The 20,935-nt window shown below is 55.3% G+C and carries 24 protein-coding genes; 16 read left to right on the plus strand and 8 right to left on the minus strand.

All coding sequences use genetic code 11. The features are described from left to right. Positions 1-7 precede the first annotated feature (7 nt). The gene (locus AC0TN7_RS18240) at positions 8-850 is read left to right on the plus strand and encodes a formylglycine-generating enzyme family protein (protein WP_267216806.1); all 843 of its coding nucleotides are present in this window, start codon (positions 8-10) and stop codon (positions 848-850) included. Between the two features lie 57 nt (positions 851-907). Here the strand turns inward: AC0TN7_RS18240 and artJ are convergent, their stop codons facing one another. The 6 genes from artJ to AC0TN7_RS18270 form a co-directional block, all read right to left on the minus strand. Next, on the minus strand, positions 908-1,639 hold the full coding sequence (artJ, locus tag AC0TN7_RS18245) for an arginine ABC transporter substrate-binding protein ArtJ (protein ID WP_021240923.1): 732 nt from the start codon (positions 1,637-1,639) through the stop codon (positions 908-910). A gap of 173 nt (positions 1,640-1,812) precedes the next feature. Continuing rightward, a complete protein-coding gene (gene artM, locus AC0TN7_RS18250) occupies positions 1,813-2,481 on the minus strand; it encodes an arginine ABC transporter permease ArtM (RefSeq protein WP_023310940.1) in 669 nt (222 codons plus the stop codon). After that, the gene (gene artQ, locus AC0TN7_RS18255; RefSeq protein WP_024907846.1) at positions 2,481-3,197 is read right to left on the minus strand and encodes an arginine ABC transporter permease ArtQ; all 717 of its coding nucleotides are present in this window, start codon (positions 3,195-3,197) and stop codon (positions 2,481-2,483) included. The genes artM and artQ overlap by 1 nt, the downstream gene beginning before the upstream one ends. A gap of 6 nt (positions 3,198-3,203) precedes the next feature. Continuing rightward, positions 3,204-3,935 carry an arginine ABC transporter substrate-binding protein ArtI gene (artI, locus tag AC0TN7_RS18260; RefSeq protein WP_048990934.1) on the minus strand — a complete coding sequence of 244 codons (732 nt, stop codon included), beginning with the start codon at positions 3,933-3,935 and terminating at the stop codon, positions 3,204-3,206. A gap of 19 nt (positions 3,936-3,954) precedes the next feature. Beyond that, the gene (artP, locus tag AC0TN7_RS18265) at positions 3,955-4,683 is read right to left on the minus strand and encodes an arginine ABC transporter ATP-binding protein ArtP (RefSeq protein ID WP_023310942.1); all 729 of its coding nucleotides are present in this window, start codon (positions 4,681-4,683) and stop codon (positions 3,955-3,957) included. A gap of 226 nt (positions 4,684-4,909) precedes the next feature. Next, on the minus strand, positions 4,910-5,428 hold the full coding sequence (locus AC0TN7_RS18270; protein ID WP_023335076.1) for a lipoprotein: 519 nt from the start codon (positions 5,426-5,428) through the stop codon (positions 4,910-4,912). Between the two features lie 97 nt (positions 5,429-5,525). On the opposite strand from AC0TN7_RS18270, the gene AC0TN7_RS18275 reads away from it, so the two are divergent. From AC0TN7_RS18275 to AC0TN7_RS18285, 3 genes are all read left to right on the plus strand, one after another. Continuing rightward, complete coding sequence (locus AC0TN7_RS18275) at positions 5,526-5,849, plus strand: heavy metal-binding domain-containing protein (RefSeq protein WP_023310944.1); 324 nt, start codon at positions 5,526-5,528, stop codon at positions 5,847-5,849. Beyond that, a complete protein-coding gene (locus tag AC0TN7_RS18280) occupies positions 5,846-6,676 on the plus strand; it encodes an N-acetylmuramoyl-L-alanine amidase (protein WP_048990936.1) in 831 nt (276 codons plus the stop codon). Before AC0TN7_RS18275 ends, AC0TN7_RS18280 begins: the two co-directional genes overlap by 4 nt. 268 nt (positions 6,677-6,944) lie before the next feature. Then, positions 6,945-7,568 (plus strand): helix-turn-helix domain-containing protein, encoded by a 624-nt coding sequence (locus AC0TN7_RS18285; RefSeq protein WP_473702323.1) that lies wholly within the window; start codon positions 6,945-6,947, stop codon positions 7,566-7,568. Here AC0TN7_RS18285 and AC0TN7_RS18290 read toward each other — a convergent pair whose 3' ends face one another. Beyond that, the gene (locus AC0TN7_RS18290; protein ID WP_473702324.1) at positions 7,569-8,198 is read right to left on the minus strand and encodes a hypothetical protein; all 630 of its coding nucleotides are present in this window, start codon (positions 8,196-8,198) and stop codon (positions 7,569-7,571) included. Beyond that, the gene (locus tag AC0TN7_RS18295) at positions 8,198-9,748 is read right to left on the minus strand and encodes an ExeA family protein (protein WP_473702325.1); all 1,551 of its coding nucleotides are present in this window, start codon (positions 9,746-9,748) and stop codon (positions 8,198-8,200) included. Before AC0TN7_RS18295 ends, AC0TN7_RS18290 begins: the two co-directional genes overlap by 1 nt. 300 nt (positions 9,749-10,048) lie before the next feature. On the opposite strand from AC0TN7_RS18295, the gene gspC reads away from it, so the two are divergent. The 12 genes from gspC to AC0TN7_RS18355 are packed head-to-tail and all read left to right on the plus strand — an operon-like array spanning position 10,049 to position 20,766. Next, positions 10,049-10,780 (plus strand): type II secretion system protein GspC, encoded by a 732-nt coding sequence (gspC, locus tag AC0TN7_RS18300; protein WP_463726922.1) that lies wholly within the window; start codon positions 10,049-10,051, stop codon positions 10,778-10,780. Between the two features lie 13 nt (positions 10,781-10,793). Next, the gene (gene gspD / locus AC0TN7_RS18305; protein WP_024907839.1) at positions 10,794-12,719 is read left to right on the plus strand and encodes a type II secretion system secretin GspD; all 1,926 of its coding nucleotides are present in this window, start codon (positions 10,794-10,796) and stop codon (positions 12,717-12,719) included. Positions 12,720-12,734: 15 nt separating this feature from the next. Further along, positions 12,735-14,213, plus strand: a complete 1,479-nt coding sequence (gene gspE, locus AC0TN7_RS18310; RefSeq protein ID WP_463726921.1) for a type II secretion system ATPase GspE — start codon at positions 12,735-12,737, stop codon at positions 14,211-14,213. Further along, a complete protein-coding gene (gene gspF / locus AC0TN7_RS18315; RefSeq protein ID WP_463726920.1) occupies positions 14,213-15,421 on the plus strand; it encodes a type II secretion system inner membrane protein GspF in 1,209 nt (402 codons plus the stop codon). The genes gspE and gspF overlap by 1 nt, the downstream gene beginning before the upstream one ends. A gap of 3 nt (positions 15,422-15,424) precedes the next feature. Continuing rightward, positions 15,425-15,874, plus strand: a complete 450-nt coding sequence (gspG, locus tag AC0TN7_RS18320; RefSeq protein WP_024907836.1) for a type II secretion system major pseudopilin GspG — start codon at positions 15,425-15,427, stop codon at positions 15,872-15,874. Next, positions 15,874-16,359 (plus strand): type II secretion system minor pseudopilin GspH, encoded by a 486-nt coding sequence (gene gspH, locus AC0TN7_RS18325; protein ID WP_248163730.1) that lies wholly within the window; start codon positions 15,874-15,876, stop codon positions 16,357-16,359. The genes gspG and gspH overlap by 1 nt, the downstream gene beginning before the upstream one ends. Next, complete coding sequence (gene gspI / locus AC0TN7_RS18330) at positions 16,352-16,732, plus strand: type II secretion system minor pseudopilin GspI (RefSeq protein WP_463726919.1); 381 nt, start codon at positions 16,352-16,354, stop codon at positions 16,730-16,732. The genes gspH and gspI overlap by 8 nt, the downstream gene beginning before the upstream one ends. Then, positions 16,729-17,340: a type II secretion system minor pseudopilin GspJ gene (gene gspJ, locus AC0TN7_RS18335; RefSeq protein WP_473702326.1), complete on the plus strand. Its 612-nt coding sequence runs from the start codon at positions 16,729-16,731 to the stop codon at positions 17,338-17,340. The genes gspI and gspJ overlap by 4 nt, the downstream gene beginning before the upstream one ends. Continuing rightward, positions 17,337-18,347: a type II secretion system minor pseudopilin GspK gene (gene gspK, locus AC0TN7_RS18340; RefSeq protein WP_463726917.1), complete on the plus strand. Its 1,011-nt coding sequence runs from the start codon at positions 17,337-17,339 to the stop codon at positions 18,345-18,347. The genes gspJ and gspK overlap by 4 nt, the downstream gene beginning before the upstream one ends. 15 nt (positions 18,348-18,362) lie before the next feature. Next, positions 18,363-19,490, plus strand: a complete 1,128-nt coding sequence (gspL, locus tag AC0TN7_RS18345) for a type II secretion system protein GspL (RefSeq protein ID WP_473702327.1) — start codon at positions 18,363-18,365, stop codon at positions 19,488-19,490. Next, positions 19,487-19,972, plus strand: coding sequence for a type II secretion system protein M (gene gspM, locus AC0TN7_RS18350; RefSeq protein ID WP_048990955.1), 486 nt, complete (start codon positions 19,487-19,489; stop codon positions 19,970-19,972). Before gspL ends, gspM begins: the two co-directional genes overlap by 4 nt. Beyond that, positions 19,969-20,766, plus strand: a complete 798-nt coding sequence (locus AC0TN7_RS18355) for a prepilin peptidase (protein ID WP_473702328.1) — start codon at positions 19,969-19,971, stop codon at positions 20,764-20,766. Before gspM ends, AC0TN7_RS18355 begins: the two co-directional genes overlap by 4 nt. Positions 20,767-20,935 lie beyond the last annotated feature (169 nt).

Consider the following 20,935-nt stretch of genomic DNA (forward strand, 5'->3'; position numbering starts at 1 on the left):
TGTTTGAGTGTTGCTGATACTCACTGGTTGCCGGGATGAACAGAAGATACATGCAGAGCAGGATGTACTTGTTAATCGCGCGCTAGAGGACTTGGTCACGGTAAAGGGCGGGCGTTTTCAGATGGGGGATTTTGGCTCTCTTACGGGAGAGAAACTGCCATTTAGCGCAGATACGGATAATAAACCGCTTCACTGGGTGATATTGTCTGATTTCCGTATCAGTAAGTACCGGGTGACGTGGGGAGAATTTAACCGCTGGCTGGAGATCCAGGGGCGGGATTTAACGGGTTTTTATAAAGATACACGAGACAACAAATACACCTGGAAAAGTGGTCGGGATGCGCTTGGTGACAATTATCCGGCATCGGCTAACTGGCAGGATGCGCAGGCCTACTGCCGGTGGCTGGGTCAAGTCAGCAAGCGTCACATCGACCTGCCAACGGCAGCGCAGTGGGAGTACGCGGCACGCAGCAGAGGTCAGTTCCTGATTCTGGCGAACAGCGATAACCACTGGTATTACGAAGATAATAAAGCCAGTAATTTTGCCCCGTCGGCAGAGAATCGACCAGTGGGAAGCTATGATCCGAATTCACAAGGATTATACGATATGCTGGGAAATGGTACTGACTGGGTTATGGACTGGTATGCTGCAGATTATTACCGTCACTCCCGGGAAAAGGATCCTCAGGGACCAGCGACTGGGGTAAAAAAGGTGATTAGAGGCTGGCTGGGAGCCCCATCGGATTCACTCACCGTGACCCGAGACTCCCTTAAACCTGATACGGTTCAGGGGCCCCCCTCGCGCTCAACAGGTTTTCGCTGTGTTGAAAACAGCCCGTTAGCGAATTAAAAAGGCTACGCCTCTGGAATAGCCTTTATAGGTGATTGTTAACTCAGCATTCTGAGATTACTGCGGGAACCACTGCTCGCTAATTTTCTGGTACGTACCGTCCGCTTTAATCGCTTTCAGCGCGCCGTTCAGTTTTTCCAGCAGGGCTTTGTTATCCGGACGTACCGCGATGCCGAGGCCCGTACCGAAGTACTGTGGATCGGTCACTTTTTCCGTTGCGGTGCCCAGCTGCGGATTGGTTTTCAGCCACTCGTTCACCACGGCGGTATCGCCGAAGACGCCGTCGATACGGCCATTTTTCAGGTCGATAATCGCGTTCTGGTAGCTGTCATAGGCCACGGTTTTCACTTCCGGATGTTTGTCCTGCAGGTATTTCTGATGCGTGGTGCCGTTTTCCATCCCGATGCGTTTGCCTTTCAGCTGATCGAAAGAGGTATAAGCGCCTTTCTTCGCAATCACCACCGCCGAGTTGGCGTAGTACGGGTCGGTGAACGCGACCTGCTTGCTGCGCTCAGGCGTGATGTCCATCCCGGAGATCACCGCATCGTATTTTTTGAACTTCAGCGACGGGATCAGGCTGTCGAAGGCATGGTTGGTAAAGGTGCAGTCAGCCTGCATTTGTTTGCACAGCGCTTTCGCCAGGTCGATATCGAAACCAACGATCTGGTTGCTGGCATCCAGCGATTCAAACGGTGGATAGGTGGCGGAGACGCCGAAATTGATTTTATCCGCAGCGGATGCGCCAGCGGCGAAGGTGGCGAGTAATGCGGCCAGAACTAACTTTTTCATTGTAATGCTCCCGTCTGTCTTATTGATGCGCCGTGTCTGCGGCCTGGATGTACAATGCCAGTTGATGAATTTATATGCAATAAAAATGATTAAATATTGTGTTTGTTACAAAAAAAAGCGGATAACCCATCAGGTTACCCGCTTTATGAATACCGTTTTATGCATTCGCGTGGTTAATTTCTGCGCTCAAACGCTAACGCTTTACGCTCGATCAGGCGCATCATCAGCGTCAGCAGACCGTTCACCACCAGGTACACCACGCCCGCCGCGCCGAACACCATTACGTCATAGGTGCGTCCATACAGCAGCTGTCCGTGACCCATTACTTCCATCAGGGTGATGGTGTAGGCCAGCGAGGTACTTTTGAACACCAGTACCACTTCGTTGGAATAGGAGGAGAGGGCGCGCTTAAAGGCGTACGGCAGCAGGATCGCCAGCGTGTCTTTCTTGCTCATGCCCAGCGCCCCGCAGGACTGCCACTGGCCTTCCGGAATGGCGCGGATCGCCCCGTAGAACAGCTGGGTGGTATAGGCCGCGCTGTTCAGCGAAAGGGCAATCAGGGCACACAGCCACGGCTCAGAGAGCAGATGCCAGATAACCGGATACTCCTGCAGCGACGGGAACTGGCCCGGGCCGTAGTAAATCAGGAAGATCTGCACCAGCAGCGGCGTACCGGTGAACAGGGTGATGTAACCGCGCACAATCCACACCAGCACCGGCGTTTTCAGCGTCAGGATGATGGTGAAGATAAGGGCCAGGATCAGCGCCACGATAATGGACGCCACGGTCAGCGTCAGGCTGGTGTGCAGCCCTTTCATCAACTCGGGAAAGTATTCAAGCATCAGCCTGGTCTCCGTTCAAAGCGCGTCGCACGCAGGTCAATACGCTTGAGGATGTACTGACTGAGCAACGTGATCACCAGGTAGATCGCCGCAGCCACAATGTACCAGGTAAACGGCTCCTGGGTACGGGTGGCGATGCTTTTGGTTTGCAGCATCAAATCGTTAACGCTGATCAGGCTCACCAGCGCGGTATCTTTCAGCAGCACCAGCCACTGGTTGCCGAGCCCCGGCAGGGCATGACGCCACATCTGCGGCATCACCAGACGGAAAAAGATGGCGGATTTCGACAACCCTAACGCCTGACCCGACTCCCATTGTCCCTGCGGCACGGCTTTCAGCGCACCGCGCAGGGTTTGCGACGCGTACGCGGAGTAGAGCAGGGAAAGGGCAATCACGCCGCACAGGAACGGGCTAACGTCGAAGTTATCAATCTGCATCTGCACCGGGATCTGCGCAAAACCGAGATTGAGGGTGAAGCCGTCAGACAACGTGAGCAGCAGCTGCGAAGAGCCGAAATAGATAAACAGGACCACCAGAATTTCCGGTAGCCCACGCAGCACGGTGACCAGCGCGGAGCCTGTCCAGGCGACGGGGAACCATTTCGCGGATTCCCACACCGCAAAGAACATCGCCAGCACGAGGCCGATAATCAGTGCGCAAACGGCAAGGCCGACGGTCATCCCGGCGGCACTTGCTAAAGGAAAAATTTCATTCATCAGGAATTACTTCTGGAACCATTTTTTGTAGATGGTTTCGTAGGTGCCGTCTTTCTTCACTTTTTCCAGCGCAGCGTTGAATTTCTGCTGCAGCTCAGTGTTGCCCTGACGAACGGCAATCCCCAGACCGGTACCGAAGTAATCCTTATCGGTCACTTTGTCGCCCACTGGCGCCAGCTTGTCGTTGGCTTTCAGCCACTCGGTCACGACCGCGGTATCACCGAAAACGCCGTCGATACGGCCATTTTGCAGATCCAGCTTCGCGTTCTGGTAGCTGTCATATGGAACGGTGGTGATTTCCGGATGCTTATCCGTAATGAATTTCTGGTGCGTGGTGCCGTTCTGCACGCCGACTTTTTTGCCTTTCAGCTGATCGACAGAGGTGAATTTACCTTTCTGACCAATGAACAGGGCGGAGTTGTCGTAGTAAGGGGTGGTGAACAGCACCTGCTTTTCACGTTCCGGGGTGATATCCATACCGGCCATCACGGCGTCGATACGGCGGAACTTCAGGCTTGGGATCAGGCTGTCAAACGCCTGGTTGCTGAAGGTACAGGTCGCATCGATCTCTTTACACAGGGCGTTAGCCAGGTCCACGTCGAAGCCCACAATTTTGTTGTTCGCGTCGATGGACTCAAACGGAGGGTAAGAGGCTTCCGTGGCAAAACGAATGGTCTGGGCTGCGGTAGCGGAAAGGGTAACGCCAGCAAGCAGCACGGCAAGTAATACTTTTTTCATTATATTTCCCCTGACACAATCAATGAGATAAATAGTTTTTGAAGGCATCGGTTTGCGGGTTCGCGAAGCAGCTCGCATCACCTTGCTCAACGATATAGCCGTTTTCCATGTAGACCACACGGCTGGCGGTTTTACGCGCCACTTCCACTTCATGGGTGACGATGACCTGCGTAATGTTGGTTTCCGCCAGCTCGCGGATGATGCTCACGATCTGGGCGGTGATTTCCGGATCCAGCGCCGCGGTGGGTTCATCAAACAGCAGCACCGCAGGCTCCATCATCAGCGCACGGGCAATGGCCACACGCTGCTGCTGACCACCAGAAAGATGCAGCGGATAGCGGTCGCTGTAGGGCTTAAGACGCAGGCGGTCCAGCAGCTTTTCGGCGCGCGCGATCGCCTGATCCTTGCTTAACCCCAGCACGCGGCACGGGGCTTCAATCAGGTTTTGCAGGACGGTCAGGTGCGGCCAGAGATTGTATTGCTGGAAGACCATGCCGACGTTTTGACGCAGCTCACGAATCGCTTTATCAGACGGCGTCTTCGCGAAATCAAAATGGTTACCGGCAATCGCCAGCGTACCTGAACGGGGCATTTCAAGCAGATTAAGGACACGCAGAAGGGAGCTTTTGCCTGCACCGCTTGGGCCAAGCAAAACCAGCGTTTCGCCTTCCGGGCAGTTCAGCGTGATGTCAAACAGCGCCTGGTGTGCGCCGTAGAAGCAGTTAATGCCGTTTAGTTTAATACTCATCGGGGCAGTCTTTACTCATCCAGGCAATCTATAGCAATTGAGGCCGCAGATAGTACCGTTGACAGAATAGTTATGCAATATTTCTGCGTTAAAAGTTAAATATAACCCGTATTTCCTCTTAAACATAGCACAAAATAGCGAACGGCAAGGTCGGCGAGTATAAATGTCGGCATTCCGCATGAAATGCCGCACATTTTACGGGGGTTACCAGGGAATATCGGCGGATTTAGCGATTCTCAATCGACTGGCGAAGCGTGCCTGCCGGGGCATGAACGCTGCCGCCCACGTAGCGTACGTCGTCCACTGCCCAGCATTGACCTTCACGGATCATCAGCACTTCATCCTGCCAGGTTTGGGTTCCCTGCGTCAGCTTCACGCGCAGCGGAATATTACGGGCGTCCGTATTCGGGATGGTTGACGCGCTCGCCACTTCGGCGCTGTCCGGTAGCGTGGTGCGGCTGGAGAATGGATCGGATTTCAGCAGGGCGTTATGCTGTGGATCGCGGGTGGCGTCGTTAAGCAGTTTTGCCAGGCCATCGCTCAGATACGGGCGTAGCCCGGTGAGGTCGTTGCTGCGGTGCTGAATGCGATAATCATAGAACTGCTGCGCCACAGTGTCCGGGCCGCCCTCTATGCAGGGGCCGCTGCGGGTACCGATATCCTTAAAGGCTGGCGTGACCGTGGTGGTACAGGCGCTGAGCACCAGCGCGCAGGGCACTAAAAGTGTTAAAGCAGAATAGCGCATGTTGATTTCCTTATTTATTAACTATCCTTTCAATCATAGCGTAACGAACCGATAATGCTGTGCCTAAGGCATTGAACGCTAAAGAAGGAGAGAAACCATGCAGTTTTCAACAACGCCAACCCTGGAAGGGCAGACAATAACCGAGTACTGCGGCGTGGTCACCGGCGAAGCGATTCTCGGCGCCAATATCTTCCGTGACTTTTTTGCCGGTATCCGCGATATCGTGGGCGGCCGCTCGGGTGCATACGAAAAAGAGCTGCGCAAAGCGCGCGAAATCGCCTTTAAAGAGCTCGGCGAACAGGCGGAAGCCCTCGGCGCCGATGCGGTCGTAGGGATTGATATCGACTACGAAACGGTCGGTAAAGATGCCAGCATGCTGATGGTGAGCGTGAGCGGTACGGCGGTGAAAACCCTCCGATGAGGCGTTCGTTTGCCACAATCCTGCTGGCGCTGCTGCTGGCAGGGTGTGCCGCGGAAAAGGGAATCATCGATAAAGGTGCCTACGAGCTGGATACGCGTCATCAGGCTCAGGCGGCTTACCCGCGCATCAAGGTGCTGGTTATCCACTACACCGCGGATGATTTTGACAGCTCGCTGGCCACGCTGACGGATAAGAATGTCAGCTCTCACTATTTGATCCCGGCTAAACCCCCGGCACCGGACGGTAAGCCGCGCATCTGGCAGCTGGTGCCCGAGAGCGAACTGGCCTGGCATGCGGGCATTAGCTTCTGGCGCGGCACAAACCGCATCAATGATACGTCTGTCGGCATTGAGCTGGAGAACCGCGGCTGGCAAAAAACGTCGGGCGTTAAGCGCTTTACCCCGTTTGAGCCTGCGCAAATTGCGGCGCTGGTGCCACTCGCCAAAGATATTATTACCCGCTACAACATCAAACCTGAAAACGTGGTGGCCCATTCGGACATCGCGCCGCAGCGCAAAGACGATCCCGGCCCGCTGTTCCCGTGGCGACAGCTTGCTCAGCAGGGCATTGGCGCATGGCCCGATCCGGCGCGCGTCGCGTTCTATATTAACGGGCGTCCGCGCTATCAGCAGGTGGCGACCGGGGCATTACTCGATCTCCTCGCGCGGTATGGCTATGAGGTGCCGGTTGACAGTACCCCTGCGCAGCAAAAGCGCATCATCACGGCGTTCCAGATGCATTTCCGGCCTGACCTGTGGAACGGTATTGCGGACGTCGAAACGATGGCCATTGCCGAAGCGCTTCTGGAGAAGTACGGGCAGGGGTAATCCTTCGGACTACCCCGAATGCCTTAACGCATTCTGATTTTCTTCAGATTAATCTTAAGTACAAACTCAATTCATTTTTAGTTAATTGACTTAAAATTATCCGGATTTAAGATAGACACATAGCTTGCTAATTAATATAGCAAATAAATATATCGCATTTATTCTTTATTTCTCTCATTGAGAATTTCACAGGAACATATTCAGGGCTTAAGGCTTTTTTGCCCTATGCCTGCATTTTTAAATTTCACATCTTAAATCGGGTATAACAATGTTAAGCATCTATGCAAAAAAATTACGTCCGCAATATGAAATGGAAGCCATTATTTCTGCTACATCAGGCTTTGAAGAGAAAACCTTAAAGAAATGGCAGAAACTCTCCACGTCCGATTCACAATATATTCATATTATCGTCAGCGGTGAAGTTGAATTCCGACGCGAATCCGACGAACTGTGTATGTTCACGGTAACGGGCCAGTGCATTTTTGGCCTCTCGTCGATGTACTATAACGCAACCCATATGTACGGCCTTGTTCGCGCTAACACTGTGGTGCGCTCAATCAAAAAAGAGGTCTTCGCGCAGCTGATGACCGATAACAATTTATGGCCTGAACTCACCAAAGTGCTGGCCTGGTACATCTGCATGCTGAGCAAACGTGACGATGTACTGGTTGCCCGCAGCGCTTATTCTGTAGTGCGCGAGTTTTTATACGAGATTAATGAGCTGATTGTTCATCATCAGCGTGATATCAATATTTACGATTATATTCAGGAATATACCAATCTGGCGCGCAGTACCATCATTAAAATCCTCTCCGACCTCAAAAAAGGTCAATATATTGTGGTGGAAAAAGGTCGACTCCTTAATCTGACCACATTGCCTGAAAAATACTAACTATTCCAGCCGATCTCCTTTTTCACTCAAAGGAGATCGGGATCCCACGTTATGTTGCACTCTCGTCTGCGAATTATCCTGCGCTTCATCCACCGGTGGCGCGGGAATTTTGCCTTGCGAATAATCTTGCTCCTGTTCTTTTAACGCCTGCTTAAACAACTCGGTTAAAGAAGTATCCTCACTGCCTGTACTGGAGGGCGCGACATCATGCGCTTCGGTGCCGGGTAACGTATCCCGCGACGTATCGTGCGGTTCCGCGCCGTCGGGCGCTTGCTGCCAGTCGGCATCGTCGCTGTTAATCGGCAGATCCTGCATGGCAGGGATGTCAGCCTGCACCGGTGCGGGTTTCGGATGTGGATGCGGGAACGGCTTGCTCACATACACGTAGTGCATATCAGAAAGCTGCGTTTCAGGTTTCGCGACGCTCGCTTTTGTTACCGGTTCCGGCGCAGGATGACGCAGATTCCAGTAAGTATGCGCGTACACGCCCGCCGTCAACATGACGCACAGACCCAACATCCATAAAAAGGCGTTGCCGACGATTTTACTCAGGCTAGGGAGGCGATACGAAAACCAGACCGCCTCCCCGGTAGCGTAGCTGCGCTGGGCCGCAAGACAGAGGGTAGACATCAGGCTTTCTTCTCCTGCATTTTCGGGGTGGTCTGGATCAGCACGCTCGGCGTGGAATGGGTTTCACGCATTAACTGCATCAATGTATCTTCCCCTGGAATGCCATCCACATGCAGATGCATTTTTTGCTGGAACTCACGGGTGCGTTTCATCATCTCCGCCGTCCAGGTCCGGGAATGGGTTTCCGGCTGGTTAAGGGCTACGCTCAGCTGCTGGTCAAGCCAACCCATGTCCTTCGCATCGCTGGCGGCACTGATGACGTCTTTACCTTCCGGCGTCAGGCGGTGCAATTGGGTAAAGTTGCCGGTGGCATGCTGGTTAAACCAGCTGCGGCTTACCTGCCAGGTACGGTTGTTCATCAGCAGGTCGAGTGAGTTATCCCCGACGCGGGCGACCACGGCATAATTGAGGTGGTTGCCGGTTTTCAGTTCACTTACCCACGGATACCCTTCCTGCGCCAGCGCGTCCGGTGAGGCGTTACCCTGCCTGCACATCAGGTTCACCTTTGCGGCGTTTTGACACAGGGCATCGTCCGCTGAGGCGTCATATCCCCACATCAGATAGAGCTGATGCATGGCATCCGGCTGATTGACCATTTCATTGTCGATAACCGGCACCACCGGGGCCTGAACATGTGGCGTCTGCTGTTTCCAGCTGGCAGGCACCGGGAGCTGAACCGGAAGTTTTGCACCGATCGAGGAGGTCATATACCAGCCGCAGGCGGCAAACAGCACGGATGCGAATAAACCGACGGTAGCCAGGCGCTTACCGTGTTTTTTCGCAGGCAGCGTCTCGCCGGAGGCCAGACGTAAATGACGCGGACTGACCTGATGCGCACGCTCGGTCCAGGCGGCGAGCATCGACAGGTGGGCCAGCTCGTTCAGCTTGCTGATATTCCCCCTGGTCAGCGTATGCATCTTGCGCACGCGCGCCGGGGTTAACGGTGAGCTCTCGCACCCGTGCTCTTCACACTGCGCCTCAACGTAGCGGAGAGATTCCCGGCAGGTAAGAGGACGCAGGCTGTGACGGGTATGTGTATATTCACGCAGCTCGGGCTGCTGCATCAGGACGGCTTCCTGACCCGCTGCGCCCATCAGCACGATGGAGAGGCAAAACCCCAGCTCCTGGGCGCGCGTCAGCAGCATAGCCAGCACCTCCTGACAGGTGTCCTTCATGGCTTCGGTGTGGCTAATCACCAGCACTTTCGTCCTGGTTTTTCCCCCTTGCCACTGGTGCAGGATGGTATCCACCGCCTGAAGCCGGTTTTTGCTCTCTTTCGTTCCCGGGTTGAGTTTATACAGCAGGCTACTGGCACTCAGTTTTGGAAACGCGTTGATGGCAAAAACGTCAGGATTAGCGGATTTCAGGGCGTCGCTGAACTGGCCCAGCAGCGGGGCATCGTCAGCAAAGAGCCCAATAATCCCCGCCTGTTGGGTATTCTCTTTCAGCAGGTTGAACACGTCCTGATGATAAGGCACCAGAAAATCCCCGGATAACCCGGTTATTTTCCGAAAGGGCGGATTTTTAAAATTAAAGTGGCTTTGATACATAACGACTTACCGTCTCTGATTAGGAATAGCAACAGGACGAGAAAGTAAAGCAACGCTATAGGGTGGTCAATTTGCGCACAGGGTAAAAATATCCTGCCGGTGAGGCCTAACATCTGGATTTTATGCGGTCAATATTTTTCTGTATGAAAGTTAGCGGCAAAGTGAGTGGTCGTTTTTACAGCGGGAAATTACGCTTTACTCACATATTGGCGCAGCGCGACGCTGCTTATTTTCGCTTTGCTAAAGGCCAGATGAAAAATGAGGTTCTCATTTCTGTCACGGTGGATAACGCCTTGCATTATGTTTGTGCTGTTAATTTTTTGCGGCCAGCAAGGGTATCTGACGTTTAAAGATTATAAAAAAGTTACGAATAAGTTGGCTAACGCTGATGCGCAGCCGCTGAAAACGCGTCGTGATGAAAAGACATTCACCCTTTTCACGGCGGCCGTGCGTCAGGACAACCTGCCAGCCGCCGCGAAAGCCCCGCTGGCAGCGGAGATCGAAGGTATTGTGCGCAGCGATGACGCCTGGCTTTCTTTCGCCGTGATCAAAACGCCGGGTGGTCAGAAGAGCTACCGTGAAGGCGAGCCGCTGACCGGTTTTAACGATGCCTATATTCAGGAAATTAACAAAGACAATGTGGTGGTTAATTACGAAGGTGCTACGCAGGTACTGGCATTAAATAAACCTGATTATTTTAAGGGCGGCGTTGACAGCGGCCCGGTAAGCAAATCGACGAAAGATGCAGGCGCGGAAAGCGTGCATCTGAATGATTATCTGGTGTTAAAGCCGTTAATCGAAAAAGGCCAGCTGGAAGGCTACAACATTAATCCAAGGAATGCCTCTTCCTTCTACAGCCATTCAGGGCTCGAAAAAGGTGATGTGGCGGTAAAAGTGAATTCTGTCGATATGACCGATGAAGCACAGGCAAAAAGTATTATTGCCAACTGGTCGAAAATGAAAGAGGCGGAGGTCGTCGTCAGACGTCACGCTCACCTTGAAAATATTCGGGTTAATGTTCTAAACAATTAACAAGTGTACAGACATGAAGAAATTTCCCTGGGCGTGCGTGGCGCTGACCGCATTGTCGTTATATTCAAGTTCGCTGCTTGCAGCCAACTTTAGCGCGAGCTTTAAAAATACCGATATCCGCGAGTTTATCGATACGGTAGGCCGCAATCTGAATAAAACCATACTCGTCGATCCGTCCGTGCAGGGCTCGGTGTCGGTGCGAACCTACAACGTGCTGACGGAAGATGAGTATTACCAGTTCTTCCTGAGCGTGCTGGATTTGTACGGCCTGTCGGTGATCCCGATGGACAACGGCATGATTAAAGTAGTGCGTTCCAGCGTGGCCCGTACCGCCGGCGCGCCGCTGGCAGACAGCAAAAACCCGGGTAAAGGTGATGAGATCATCACCCGCGTCGTGCGCATGGAAAATGTGCCGGTACGTGAACTTGCCCCGCTGCTGCGCCAGCTCAACGATGCCACCGGCATCGGCAACGTGGTGCACTTTGAACCGTCCAACGTGCTGCTGTTGACCGGTAAAGCCTCGGTGGTGAACCGCCTGGTGGATCTGGTTCAGCGCGTGGACAAAGACGGGATTCAGCGCCGCGAGATCGTGCCGCTGCGCTTTGCCTCCGCCAAAGAGCTCTCCGACATGTTGAACAACCTCAACAATGAAGAGCAGAAGGGGCAGAACGCGCCGCAGCTGGCCACTAAAGTGGTGGCGGATGACGAAACCAACAGCCTGGTGATCAGCGGCTCGGAAGATGCGCGCATGCGTACCCGCTCTCTGATCCATCAGTTGGACCGCGAGCAGAACAACGAGGGGAATACCCGCGTCTTCTACCTCAAATATGCCAGCGCCACGAAGGTGGTTCCGGTGCTGACCGGGATAGGTGAACAGCTGAAGGACAAGGCCAGTACGCCGAAGGCGAAAACCGCCACCGCGTCCAGCGATCTGAACATTACCGCCGACGAGGCCACCAACTCGCTGGTGATCACCGCCCAGCCTAACGTGATGAACTCCCTTGAGAAGGTGATCGACAAGCTCGACATCCGTCGTCCACAGGTGCTGGTGGAAGCCATCATTGCTGAAGTGCAGGACGGTAACGGCCTGGATCTCGGCGTGCAGTGGACCAGCAAGCACGGCGGCGTGCAGTTCGGCTCCACCGGCCTGCCAATCAGCCAGATTAAAAACGGCACCATGAAGGGGGCGAGCTTCACCGGCCTTGCGACCGGCTTCTTTAACGGCGATTTCGGGGCGCTGATGACCGCGCTCTCCACCGACGGCAAAAACGATATTCTCTCCACGCCAAGCGTGGTCACGCTGGATAACAAAGAGGCGTCGTTCAACGTCGGTCAGGACGTGCCGGTGCTTTCCGGCTCCCAGACCACCAGTGGCGACAACGTCTTTAACTCCGTTGAGCGCAAGACGGTCGGGACCAAGCTGAAAATTGTGCCGCAAATCAACGATGGCGACATGATCCACCTGAAGATTGAGCAGGAAGTCTCCAGCGTCGACAACAGCGCGACGGAAGATGCCAGCCTCGGCCCAACCTTCAACACCCGTACCATCAACAACGAAGTGATGGTGCACAGCGGGCAGACGGTGGTGCTCGGCGGCCTGATGGAGAACGTCACCAAACAATCGGTCTCCAAAGTGCCGCTGCTGGGCGATATCCCGCTGGTCGGCCAGCTGTTCCGCTATACCTCGCAGGATACGTCGAAACGCAATCTGATGGTGTTTATCCATACCACCGTGCTGCGCGACGACGACAACTACAGCGCGGCGTCGAAAGAGAAATATGACCAGATCCGCGCCCGCCAGCAGCAGCGCGTGGAAGAGAAAAAGCTCGGCATTATCGAACCAACGGATAACGCGGTACTGCCCGCGTTTCCCGTCGACGCCAGCGCCGCGCCGGTAAAAACCAGCGCCAGCACACCGCGCAATCCGTTTAAACACTAAGGCGGCGAGGGCACCGTGGACGAACTGACTAAAACCCTGTGTAGCAGCAGCTACGCAAAAGATAACGGCGTTCTGTTTTACAACAACGACGTCTATATCCGTGATAACACCCCGGCGTTTGCACTGCTGGAGGTGCGCCGGGTGCTGGGACGCGCGTTCGTCCCGGTCACCCTGACATCTGAAGCCTTTGACGAGCTGCTGGCCAAGATCTGGCAGCAGAGCAGCGGCGTTTCGCAGCAGCTGGTGGATGATATGGACGCGGATATCGACCTGATGGCGTTAACCGAGGAGATCCCGGATAACGAAGACCTGCTTGATAACGACGAGAACTCGCCGGTGATCCGCCTGATCAACGCCATTCTCGGCGAGGCGGTGAAGGACGGCGCGTCGGATATTCATATCGAAACCTTCGAGCGCACGCTGAGTATTCGCTTCCGCGTTGACGGCGTGCTGCGCCCGGTGCTGCAGCCGGCGCGCAAGCTGGCACCGCTGCTGGTGTCGCGCATCAAGGTCATGTCGAAACTGGACATCGCCGAGAAGCGCCTGCCGCAGGATGGCCGTATCTCTCTGCGCATCGGCCGCAAGGCCATCGACGTGCGCGTCTCGACCATTCCGTCCCAGTACGGCGAGCGCGTGGTCATGCGCCTGCTCGATAAAAGCAACCTGAAGCCCGACATCAACAAGCTGGGCCTGATTGATGAAGAGCTGGAGAAGTTAAAAGGGCTGATTGACCGCCCGCACGGCATCATCCTGGTCACCGGGCCCACGGGCTCCGGGAAAAGTACCACTCTGTACGCCATTCTCTCGGCGCTGAACGGTCATGAGCGCAACATTCTGACCGTTGAAGATCCGATTGAATACGAGCTGGAAGGGGTGGGGCAGACGCAGGTTAACCCGCGCGTGGACATGACCTTTGCCCGCGGGCTGCGCGCTATTCTGCGTCAGGACCCGGACGTGGTGATGATCGGTGAAATTCGCGACGGCGAAACCGCGCAAATTGCGGTGCAGGCGTCACTCACCGGTCACCTGGTCATGTCTACGCTGCATACCAACAGCGCCGCAGGGGCGATTACCCGCCTGCGCGATATGGGGCTGGAGTCGTTTTTAATCGGTTCATCGTTGCTCGGTGTCATTGCCCAGCGTCTGGTGCGTCGGCTGTGTACCCGCTGCCGGACCACCAGTCCGCTGGATGACAATGAAAAAGCGCTGTACAGCTTTATGGACGCGCCGCCCAAAGCGATCTATCGCGCGGTGGGCTGCGAGCACTGCCGCCAGAGCGGCTATCAGGGCCGCGCCGGTATTCATGAGTTCCTGGTGGTGGACAGCACCATGCGCCGCGCCATCCATGAAGATAAGGACGAAATGTCCATCGAAACGCAGCTGTTTAAGCAGGCCTACAGCCTGCGCGAAAACGGGCTGCTGAAGGTGATTAGCGGCATCACCTCTCTGGAAGAGGTGATGCGCGTCACCGCCGAGCGTGGAGGGGATGAGTAATGGCCTTCTACGCCTGGACGGCGACGGATGCGGCGGGCAAAACCCGGCGCGGCACGCTGCAGGCCGAGGGGCAAAAGCAGGTTCGCCAGATGCTGCGTGAGCAAAAGCTGATGCCCGTCAGCATCACCGAAAGCCGCGAGGCGGCGGCTGCCGGAAAAGCGAAAACCGGGCCTAAGCTCTCCACGTCGGTGCTGTCGTTGTTTACCCGTCAGCTTTCCACGCTGGTCAACGCCGCGCTGCCGCTGGAAAGCGCGCTGAAGGCGATCTCGAAGCAGACGGAAGACAAAAAGCTGGCGGCGATGGTGGTGGAAATTCGTGAAAAGGTGGTGGAAGGGCACACGCTGTTTGACGCCTTCAGCCAGTTCCCGCGCACCTTCGACAAGCTTTACTGCACGCTGGTGATGGCCGGTGAAAAGACCGGTCACCTGGGCGACGTGCTGGAGAAGCTGGCGGAGTACAACGAGCAGCGTCAGAAGATGAAAAGCAAGCTGACGCAGGCGATGGTCTACCCGATTACCCTGACGGTGGTGGCCATCGCGGTGATCGGCATTCTGCTGGTGGCGGTGGTCCCGCAGGTGATCGAGCAGTTCACCCACATGAAACAGCAGCTGCCGATCACCACCCGCACGCTGATCGCGGTGAGCGATTTCCTGCAGGCGTACGGCATCTATATTGTCGGGATCCTGGCCGGTGGGTTTATCGGCTTTAAGACCTGGCTCAGAAATACCAAAAACCGCTTTCGCTGGCACAGCTGGCTGGTGAACGGCTCGCCGATTAAAAAGCTGGTGTGCGCCATCAACAGCGCCCGCTATATCCGAACCCTGAGTATTCTGCAGGCCAGCAGCGTGCCGCTGCTCGAAGGGATGTATATCGCGATGGACGGTATCGAAAACCTCTACGCCCGGCAGGTGCTGGAGCAGGCCGCCGATACCGTGCGCCAGGGGGCATCTTTATATGCTGCGCTTGAACAGGCGAAATTATTCCCGCCAACCATGCTGTACATGATTGCCTCCGGCGAAGAGAGCGGGGAGCTCGGCAATTTAATGGACCGCGCGGCGGAAAACCAGGAGTCGGCATTACAGCATCGAATTACGTTAACGCTGTCGGTATTTGAACCGGCGCTGGTGGTCTCCATGGCGACGATTGTTTTATTTATCGTGCTGTCAATATTACAGCCGCTTCTGCAACTTAATAATATGGTAGGTTAAATCATGGCTATAAAACGTAAAAACCTGGCTCGCCAGGCGGGCTTTACCTTGCTCGAATTAATGGTGGTGATCGTTATTCTCGGCGTTTTAGCGAGTATGGTGGTACCAAACTTAATGGGCAATAAAGAAAAAGCGGATACGCAAAAAGCGACCAGCGATATTGTCGCACTCGAAGGCTCGCTGGATATGTATAAGCTCGATAACCACCGCTACCCGACAACAGAGCAGGGCCTGCAGGCGCTGGTGACCAAGCCTGAAATCGCACCCATCCCGAATGGCTACCGCGCTGACGGCTATATTCGCCGCCTGCCGCAGGACCCGTGGGGAAACGATTATCTGCTCGTCAGCCCGGGCGAACACGGCGCAGTTGACGTCTTCTCTGCCGGTCCGGACGGTGAAGCCAATACCGCCGATGATATTACGAACTGGTCTCTGGATAAGAAAGAGAAATAATGAAAAATCAACGCGGCTTTACATTGCTGGAAATTATTCTGGCGCTGGTGATATTTGCCAGTTGCGCCATGATGGTGGTGTCAACAATACCCTCACGCAGCGGTGCGGATATATTTGGCCAGCAATTAAAAGCCCTCGTTGATTATGGTTCAGACCGCGCGGTAATGGACGGAAATATCGTCGGGCTGGTAATCACCACCGATAAATATCAGCTGGTCACGCTAGACGATAAAAATGGCGTGCGTCACTGGGTGCCTTTATCTGCCGGACGAATTACCACCAAAGGCGATTTTCCGCAGGAGATGCATGTATCGCTGTCGCCCCAGCGTCTGGCGGCCACCGTCGAGGCCGATCCCCAGATCCTCTTTCTGCCGGACGGTGAGATTGGCCGCTTTACGCTGACGCTGCAAAGCTACGACAAACAGCACCATTTCCGCGTGGTGTCGCAGGGCGCGGCCCCGGTATCGGTAGAGGACGATGACTAAAGGCAAGGTTAAGCAGAACGGGATGACGCTGCTGGAGGTGATGGTCGCGCTGGTCATCTTCTCCACCGCCGCGCTGGCGCTGATGAACTCGGTCTCCCTGAACGTGCGTTTTACCCACGGGCTGGCCGACACGCTGCAGGCCAGTTGGGTGGCCGAGAACCAGCTGGCGGAAGCGCAGCTCGCTAAAACCGACTTCCCGGATGCTGGGGAGCAGGGAACGGAAATCATGGGCGGGCGCGGCTGGAACTGGCGCAAGCAGCGGGTCAAAACCGCCGACAACGGCTGGGCTAACGCGATTCGCGTGTATGCGGAAGGCGACGACAGCCAGCCGGTTATTTCGCTGCAGATCGTTGGGCCAGGAGAGAGCCAGTGAAGAGAACCCGACGCCAGCGCGGTTTTACCCTGCTGGAGATCATGATTGCCCTGACCATCTTTGCGGTGATCGGCACCCTGGCCTGGCAAATTCTGGACGGGGCGATGCGCACCAGTTCGGCCACCGATGCCAGCGCGGCGAAGCTCAATCAGCTGCAGCGCGCATGGAACCTGATGGAGCGTGATTTCTACCAGCTGCAGGCGCGCGCGCCGCGCAACGAGCCGGATCTGTTCCGTCAGGCGGACGATGCGCTTGAGCTGACCACGCTGAACGGCGTGAGCGACACGGTCCAGCTGGAGCGCGTGCGCTGGCGGCTGGAACAAGGGCGTCTGTATCGCGACGTCTGGCCGGTGATTGACGGCCCGGCGGACGCGAAACCCGACGAGGTGCCGATTGTCAGCGACGTGAAATCCCTGCAGTGGCGTTTTTACCGTGAGGGCTGGCAGAAAAGCTGGAGCGACCCGGCGCATCTGCCGGACGGCGTGGAGCTGACGTTGACCATGGAAAATGGCGATACCTGGCGCTGGGTATTTACGACGCCGGGCGATCTGCCTGAAGCGGCTGCACCAGCAAACGCACCCGTACCGCCACCGGAAGCAAAATCATGAGTGCATTGCGTAAACAGAAAGGCGTAGCCCTGCTGGTGGTGCTGATCCTGCTGGTGATGATGTCGGCGCTGGCTGCCAAAATCAGCCAGCAGTTCTGCCGCAACCTGCAAAAAACGCATTACCAGGTAAGCCAGCAGCAGCTGCGCTGGGCGATGCAGGCCCAGGAAAAGGTGGCGAAGGACCGGCTGCAGGCCGACGCCAGCGGGGAAAGCAAAGCGCTCTCCCCCGACGGCGACTGGCATCAGCCGCTGGAAACCCGGGGCGAAGACTACACGGTGGTCGGCCAGGTGGAAGACGCGCAGGACTGCTTTAACGTCAACAACCTGCTGGCGGTCGAGAAAGTTGCCCAGGGGCAAAACGCCCCGGCGATGCCGGAAAAGCCCCGCAGAGAACAGATTGTTGAACAGCTTCTGACGCAGAGCGGCCTGAGCCAGACCAATGCGGAAGAGGTGTATCTGCAGCTGGTGGACTATCTCGATGGCGACACGACGACGGCCAAAGAGGGTGCAGAGACCGATGCCTGGGCTGGCGTGGTGCCCGCTCGCCAACCGGCGAACCAGATGATGCGCACCATTGCGGAGATCACGCTGCTGCCCGCGTTCCCGGCGGCCGCTTACCCGAAGGTGAGCAAGCTGCTGTGCGCGCTGCCGGACGCCGCCAGCAAGGTGGATGTGAATACCCTGAAACCGGAGCAGGCCGCCTTACTGGCCGCGCTGTTCCCGGGAAAACTCAATGAAGATGATGCCGTTCGCCTGATTGAATCGCGTCCTGAAACCGGCTGGGAAAGTATGGAAACCTTCAGCAAAGCGCTGGAGCAGGCCTTCCCGCAGTTGAAAGACGACCTTCCGCAGGTGGCCGACTATCTCTCCATTAACAGCCGGTATTTCCGCGTCAATTATACCGGCAATACCGATGAATTAACGCTTCGCGTGGTGAGCCAGCTTCAGGTCAATAACGAAGCCGGTGAGATCGTGACGTGGCAGCGCCGTTACCGAATGATTGAATAAGAAAAGTAGAACGCTATGAAACAGGTCCTTTTTGTTCGTCCCGACAGCCGCGAGGGCGGGAAAATAATGTGGTGTGTCTCCGGCAGCGAGCAGGTTGAGACGCTGGATAGCCTGGATGCGCTGATTAACCATCCCCTGGCGGCACGCGTTTGCCTGCTGCTGCCTGCCAGCAACATGATCTTCCGCCACTTTACGCTGCCGAAGAAAGTTGCCTCGCAGGCGACGGCATTCTCGTGGATGGCGGAAGAGACGCTGATTGGTGACGTGGATAATCTTCACTGGACGGTGCTCAACAAAAAGGGCGCCGAGGTCGATGCGGTGGCGATTGATGCCGACCTGCTGCGCGGATGGTTAACCCGTTTTCAGGCCGCCGGAATGAAGGTGATCCAGGCGTTGCCGGATGCCTGGCTGCTGCCGGTAGCAGAGGGAGGAAGCACGCTGGTCAAGCAGGATGAAAGCTACTGGCTGCGTTTATCTACCCACACCGCTGGGGAGATGGAGGCCAGCCTGCTGCCGCTGCTGATGCAAAAAGCGGGCGAGGTGTGCTGCTACGGCGCACAGCCTGAAGGAGTTGACGTTGACCTCCTGCAGCCCTGGCAGCATCCGCTGGTACTGATCCAGCCGCAGTGGCAAACCTGCCGCGTGAATATCATGCACGGTGAATTCAGCGCGAAAGCGGGCTCGGGTAAAGCCACGAAAGGCATCAAAGCGGCAATGGCCGCAGCGGGCCTGCTGTCTCTCGGCCTGTTGCTCGGCCCGCGCGTCGCCATGGCCTGGATGCTGGTGCAGCAGGAGAATGCTAATCAGCAGGAGATCGCTCAGGTTTTTCAGCACCATTTTCCGAGTATGCGTCAGAAGACCAACATCAAATACCACTTTGATCAAAACATGAAAAAGCAGACCAAAGGGGTATTTTTGCAGCTTGAAACGTTGGAGAAAGCCAGGCAGGCCGTGCCGGCGATGGAAATCGATCTGCTGGAATACGACGCCCAACAGAACACGCTGACGCTGAGCGTCAGTGCGCAAAACCAAACCGCGTTGCAGACGTTTGTGAATCAGGCGGGGGAAAATTTTGATTTTACCCTGCAGCCTGTTTCTACCGCTGCACCTTATACCGCCATGATTGCAGGGAAATATAAATGAAAGAGCGAATCGCGCAGCTTAAGTCTCGTTATCAGAATTACAGCGCCAGGGAAAAAGCCATTATAAAAATATGTGCCGTTGCCCTGGCGGGGGCGGCCGTTTATTACGCAGGCATGATCCCGCTGGATAATATGATTCTGAACAGTAAAGCCACGCTGAGCAGACAAAAAGAGACGCTGAACTGGATGCGCAGTGAAATAGATAAAAACCATATCCAGGTCCAGATTGTCAAAACAGATAATCCGCGTACGGTGGTGGAGAGTAGCGCACAGGAAATTAATCTTCCTCTGACGGATGTGCGTCAGGATGGACAAACCTTATCGTTCGTCGTAAATCGCGTTAACGTCTACGAATTAAAGAACTGGCTGCGGGAAATAAACCAGACCTCCGGCGTCAGGCTGCAAAAAATGAACCTCACGCCGGTCGATCGCCTCAGTGATGTAAAAGCGGAAGTCCAGCTCACCTGGAGCAAAGCCGCATGAACACCTTCGCGCTGATGCGGGAGGTCTACCCGGTGAGGTTCCCGCTGATGAGTGCGATTCTGGGCGGCATTGTGGGGAGCTTTCTGGGCGTCGTCGCCGAGCGCGTACCGGGCATGGTGATGGAGGAAGAGGACGGCGGTAATTTGCTCTTTCCGGCGTCGCACTGCCCGGCGTGTCAGCACACCCTGGCCGCCTGGGAGAATATTCCGCTGGTCAGCTGGCTTCTCCTGCATGGACGTTGTAGCCGCTGCGGCGTGGGTATCCCATTGAGGATATTTTTGATCGAACTTTTTTCCGCGCTGTTTTTTGGCGTCACCGCCTGGTGTATGCCAAACGTACAGGTCTTGTTCTCCCTGTGGGTACTGGCGGCGTTCTTGTTGCCTCTGTCCTTGATCGACTGGCGGCATCAGCTGCTGCCGGATTGCCTGACGCAGCCTCTGCTGTGGGCTGGCCTGTTGCTCCATACGTTTGACCATACGATGCCGCTACGCGATGCGCTTTTTGGCGCCGTGGCAGGTTATCTCTCTCTTTGGCTGCTCTACTGGGCATTTCGGCTTGGTACCGGGCGGGAAGGGCTGGGCTATGGCGATTTTAAGCTGCTGGCGGCTTTGGGGGCCTGGTGCGGCTGGCAGGCGTTACCCACGCTGGTATTAGTCGCCGCCTTAAGCGGTATTGTCGGTTATTTCATCCTGAATATCTTAAATAAAAATAACCTCATTATTGCTTTCGGACCCTATCTCTCATTTGCTGGAATAGTGGTGTTTATTGGGCAGCAGTTTTCTTTCATATTTTAAATATTTCGGTCAAGTTTTTTTGTCAATTTTTTCGACGGTGTAAGAGCAGGACGTCTCTTTGCGCTCAGTGTATCGTAAGGGATATAAGCTATACGGAATTTTGGCTTGTATCTTTTTATGGAGGAATACAACGCAGAAAAATATTTTCTTGTCACGGTTGTAAGGTTGT

The sequence above is a fragment of the Enterobacter sp. PL_is511 genome (assembly GCF_055816065.1).